Annotated in this window: 5 protein-coding genes; all 5 read right to left on the bottom strand. The window is 49.1% G+C overall.

What is annotated here, in order from left to right:
• A partial coding sequence (locus ACTIE6_RS17730; protein WP_439557911.1) for a cbb3-type cytochrome c oxidase subunit I occupies window positions 1–262 on the bottom strand: 262 nt, incomplete at its 3' end.
• Window positions 263–289: 27 nt separating this feature from the next.
• Entirely contained in the window at window positions 290–457 is a 168-nt protein-coding gene (gene ccoS / locus ACTIE6_RS17725) for a cbb3-type cytochrome oxidase assembly protein CcoS (protein WP_439557910.1), read from the bottom strand.
• Between the two features lie 93 nt (window positions 458–550).
• Complete coding sequence (locus ACTIE6_RS17720) at window positions 551–2998, bottom strand: heavy metal translocating P-type ATPase (RefSeq protein WP_439557909.1); 2448 nt, start codon at window positions 2996–2998, stop codon at window positions 551–553.
• 89 nt (window positions 2999–3087) lie between these two features.
• Window positions 3088–3879, bottom strand: coding sequence for a tryptophan-rich sensory protein (locus ACTIE6_RS17715; protein WP_439557908.1), 792 nt, complete (start codon window positions 3877–3879; stop codon window positions 3088–3090).
• Between the two features lie 191 nt (window positions 3880–4070).
• A partial coding sequence (locus tag ACTIE6_RS17710) for a T9SS type A sorting domain-containing protein (RefSeq protein WP_439557907.1) occupies window positions 4071–4799 on the bottom strand: 729 nt, incomplete at its 5' end.

Raw genomic sequence — 4799 nt, 5'->3', positions numbered from 1 at the left:
AAAGTCCGGTGAAAAACCCGTTTCCGACAAATGCGAAGATCACCGCATTGGTATGCAGCGGCCTGATGCGGCTGAATGTCAGAAAGGGTAAATCCATGTTGAGGTCGGGGTACACGAGCTGTAAAGCGGCGAGCAGCCCGACGAGCATCCCGATTAACCCGAAGAGGATCGTCGCGATGGCAAAGTCGCGGACGATGCGGTTGTCGTATTGAAACTCATCCAGTTCAACCTGAGCCAGATCAGCGTGAGGAACGTTTGACATTGGTAAAGTAAAATTTAGTAATGCGGTTTATTTGGTTTTTTTCTTGGCAGCAGGCATTTTGTCGTCCATCAGGATGCGGACCGAGGGCGTGTAATCGTCGTCGTAATGTCCTTTTCTGACGGACCAGATGAATGCGCCCAGGAATGCGATGGCAATGGATAAGCTGGCGGCCAGCATCACGAAAATGGCTGTCATGGCGGTGGTGATTTTGATTAATTCCGATGTCCAAAACTACTGGGCGCCGCTCCGCTAAATGATGACGCACGGGAGCAATTCACATGACTTTGGTCAGTTTTTGAGTAAGCGGGCCGCAGCGCGGCTGCTCGTGAAAGTGGTAAATGCGACAATCGTAACCAGGCTGACCGGCATCAGGATCGCGGCGATCACAGGTGAAAGCTGCCCGCCAATCGCGAGCGAAAGTCCGAACACATTGTAAACTACCGAGATACCGAAACTGGCTTTAATGATATTCTGGCCCGCTTTGGCAAGCTTGATGTAGGCGGGCAGCAAAGCGAGGCGGTTACCTTCCAGGATCAGGTCGCAGGAGGGCGAAAAGTTGTTGATATCGTCGGAAACGGCTACACCCACATTACTCTGCCGCAATGCACCGGCGTCGTTGAGGCCGTCGCCTACCATAAGTACGTTCTTTTTTTCTGTTTCCTGCAAATGCCGGATGAACTGCAGTTTCTCCTCAGGTTTTTGTTCAAATAACAAATTGGATCTGTTTCCAAACATAGGTGCGAGAAAGTCCTGGTCTGTGGGTTTATCGCCTGACAGCAGGTAAGTGTCAAAACCTTTGCTTTGCAGTTTGGAGATTGTGAGCGGCAGGTTAGCCCTGTATTTGCTTTTGACCAAAAAATAACCCGGTACCTGCCCGTCAATGGCTAGAAATACCTGCGATGAGCCCGCGGCCTCTTCCGTTTTTGGAAGTCCGACCCATTTTGCTGAGCCGAGTTTTACATCCTGGTCGCCCCATTGGCAGCTGATTCCCGCGCCGGGTATTTCCTGGTAGCCCAATAGTCCCCTGCGGCTCGCTTTTACATCTGACAAAAAATCAACGATAACCCGGCTCAGCGGGTGTGAGGACTGGCTTGCGATTGTTTTGACGATCACCAATTTCTCCGCAGACAATGCGTCTCCGACGAATGCAATCTCCACTTCGCTCGACTTGGTAATGGTACCGGTTTTATCAAAAACCACCGTATCGATCCTCGATAAACGTTCGATGGCGTCGGAGTTTTTCGGGTAGCAACGGTTCTTGCCAAACAATGCGACGAGATTTCCATTGGTGAATGTGGATGAGAAAACCAGACCGCACGGACAGGCTACCAGCAGGCAGGTAGTGAATGCACGGAATGCAGTTTCAGGATTATCATTTACAAAATACCAGAACAGAAAGGTAAGTGAAGCAATGACCAGTACGGTCGGTGAAAAGTAGCGGTTGATCCGCTCGGCCAGGGTGTTGTTCCGGTGTTCCTTTTCACGACTGAATGTATCATTGTTCCAAAGCTGGGTAAGGTAGCTTTGAGACACTTCACGCACTACTTCGAGCTCAATGGAAGGCCCCGTTTGCTTGCCGCCTGCGTAAATGGTATCGCCTTTCTTGCGGTGCAAAGGTTTTGCTTCGCCTGAAACGAAGCTGTAGTCGATCAAAGCTTCGGCACTGAGGAGCACCGCGTCGGCGGGGATCAGCTCCTGGTTGCGCACCAGCAGCTTGTCGCCTTTTTTTAGATCGGTAATGGGTGTCCGCATTTCGGTACCATTGTTTAAAACGGAAACCGCAATGGGAAAGTAGGATTTATAATCCCTGTCAAATGCGATCCCTGCGTAGGTTTTGTCCTGAAAAAAGCGGCCGACCAACATGAAGAAGATCGCGCCGGCAAAAGAATCGAGGTAACCTGGTCCGGTTTCGGTAAATATCTGATATAAGCTCGTGAGGAAAATACATATCAGTGCGAGTGCGATTGGCGCTTCGATGTTCATGTATTTGCCTTTCAATGCATTCCAGGCGGATTTGAAGAAGTCTGCTGCGCAATAAAACAACACAGGCAGGCTCAGCGCCACATTCATGTAACTGAATGTGGCGCGCAAGTCCTGGTCGATAGAGGAGGAGCTAAGGTGGAAATATTCGGGAAAGCTCAGCATCATGATATTGCCAAATGCGAATCCGGCGATACCGATCTTGTACAATTTAATGCGGTTCCACTTGCGGATCCGTTTTCCTTCCAGGTCGTTGAGGCTGATATAAGGTTCGTAACCCACGCGTGTGATCACCGCTGCGAGTTCGCTGAGCTTGATTTTTTCGGAGTCAAAAGTAATGCGGAGCTTCTTTTCGGGAAAGTTGACCACCGAGCTGCGAATGGCGGCATTGAAGCGGTACAACTGTTCGAGCAGCCAGATGCAGGAGCTGCAATGCATTTTGGGAATGTGCCAGTTGACACAGGAAAGTTTCCCATCGGTAAATTCAAGTATTTTAGTAGTTACCTCGGGTAAGTCCAGGTAATCGTATTTACCATCAAAAAAGGAATTGCCGGGAGATATACCCTGTGAGCCGTCAATGGCGTAATAGTCGCAAAGGTCATTTTCTTTCAGCAGATCATATACCACAGAGCAGCCTTCACAGCAGAATTCGTGCTCGTCCAGAAAGATAACTTCGCTTTTCAGATCTTCCCCGCAGTGATAGCAGGTATGTTTTTCAGCCACTTCCCGCGGTGGCTCCATTACGGATTTGCTCATGGTCTTCTTTTTTACCGGAACAAAATTGGAGCATCACGCAAAGGAAGCGGCTGACTGGCCTTATGCCAGAAAATGATTTTGGTCAGGAATTACATCGTCTTCCCGTTAGGCAGCACAAAAGCACGCCCTTTATTCTGGTAACCATGAATTCCATTGCTGATAAACAAAACGACCGACATTGCGATCGCGTAGTAAGCGATGGTTTGCTCATTGTCCCAGTTGGCAACCGCCACCGCGATCAAGCCCCAAATTCCTACTATCGCCGATTCCCGCAGGTTGCGAGTCCAGGTAAGATAAAGGTACACGAGCCCGGCAATCGTAATCATAATCAGCGTCCAGGTCACTTCCGAAAGTCCGAAGCGGTTCCATTCAATCTTGGTCAGGAAGGCCGCAGCATTAGCAACCAACGCGAGCAAAATCCAGCCTGTGTACAATGCAAAAGGCCACCAGAGCAATGCTACTTTCTTAAATGAAACCAGCTCCATTTCCATTCTTGTATTAAGAATGATCTGGATCAGGAAGAATAGTAAGGCGCACATAATGAGTACGGAAACGCCTGTGTAATCGTATAGCCAGGCGACAATCCACAGACAGTTGGCCACGCAGGTAAGTACAAACAGCCAGCCGATATTCGCCACATCGGGATCAGGTTGTTTGTTGTTAAATAGGCCGCGGCTCTGGTAAACTATAAACCCTGCCAGACTGATGTAAATAATTCCCCAAATTGAAAATGCGTAGCCTGCCGGGGTAAAAAGGTTCTGGTATTCACCGGACACACTCGCCATCGTATTTCCATTGAAAACACCTGTGTTGGAAAGGTAATTGACGAGTATGGTAACGAGTAATGCAACGATATTCGAGATTTGAAGCGTCCTTTTCATAGGATATTCACGTGTTTCAAGTTGTTTCGAAAACCCCTAATAAAAAGATGCCAGGGAATCTGTGGGCGGTTGCTTTTAGCACTTTTATACTTCGGCTTTCGGCTATCGGCAATCGGCTTCTTTTGAATTGCGATGTCAGGAGCTATCGGCTAACAGCCGAGAGCTGATAGCCGATAGCCGATAGCCAAAAACTATTCCTTAACAATCTTGAAAACTTCTCCGCCGGTTGTTCTGATCAGGTAAACGCCCATTTGAAGGCCGCTGACGTCGATTTTGTTAGTGCCAGTTTGTAGTTTTTGCACTTTCAGGTTTCTACCCGATAAATCTGTTAATGTGAGCGTTTCCTCTTCTTTAACCGCATTTTTGACGATAACAAAAACTTCTCTCCTTGCTGGCACTGGGTACACGGAAGAAGGTTCTGGTCTTTTGTCGCTGCTCAGTGTGACGATCTTGCTGAAAGTGGTAGTCCCATCCAGATCCGTTTGACTGATGCGGTAATAGGCTGTTCCGGTTAGTGGCAAAGCTTCATTGAAACGGTACTCGTGCATTCCGTCACCGATACCTTGCAGCTGCCCGATTACTTCGTAGCGCCTTGCGTCCATGCTTTTGTGAATGGAATAAGAGGCTACGTCAGCTTCCTGCACTTTCCAGGAAATCACCGGCTGGCCTTCCACATTGAGCGCAGCGCGGACGGACACCCAGTGTACCGGAAGCGAGCTCGACTGTGTTTTGATGAAGAAACCGCTGAAACCTGTAACATCAAAAGTGATTTCCCAACGCTGGGCTGCTGCATTCCAAACAATCGATTCGTCGGCAGGATCGATGGTGACAGCGGCGCCGTCGTAGCTATCGGGAAAGCCGGTATCGTTGTTGCTGGTTCCGCTCCGTTTTTCAATCCGCAGATTGGCAATGCGCTCAGC

Origin of the sequence: Dyadobacter sp. (assembly GCF_051859145.1) — a bacterium.
Lineage (GTDB): Bacteria > Bacteroidota > Bacteroidia > Cytophagales > Spirosomataceae > Dyadobacter.
The sequence above is the reverse complement of the archived record's forward strand: the minus strand, read 5'-3'. Positions and strand labels throughout refer to the sequence as shown.

What these genes read in the sequence shown, in the direction of transcription:
- ACTIE6_RS17715 (WP_439557908.1), bottom strand. Translation starts at nt 3,879, where the DNA reads ATGAAAAGGACGCTTCAAATCTCGAATATCGTTGCATTACTCGTTACC.
- ACTIE6_RS17720 (WP_439557909.1), bottom strand. Translation starts at nt 2,998, where the DNA reads ATGAGCAAATCCGTAATGGAGCCACCGCGGGAAGTGGCTGAAAAACAT.
- ccoS (WP_439557910.1), bottom strand. Translation starts at nt 457, where the DNA reads ATGACAGCCATTTTCGTGATGCTGGCCGCCAGCTTATCCATTGCCATC.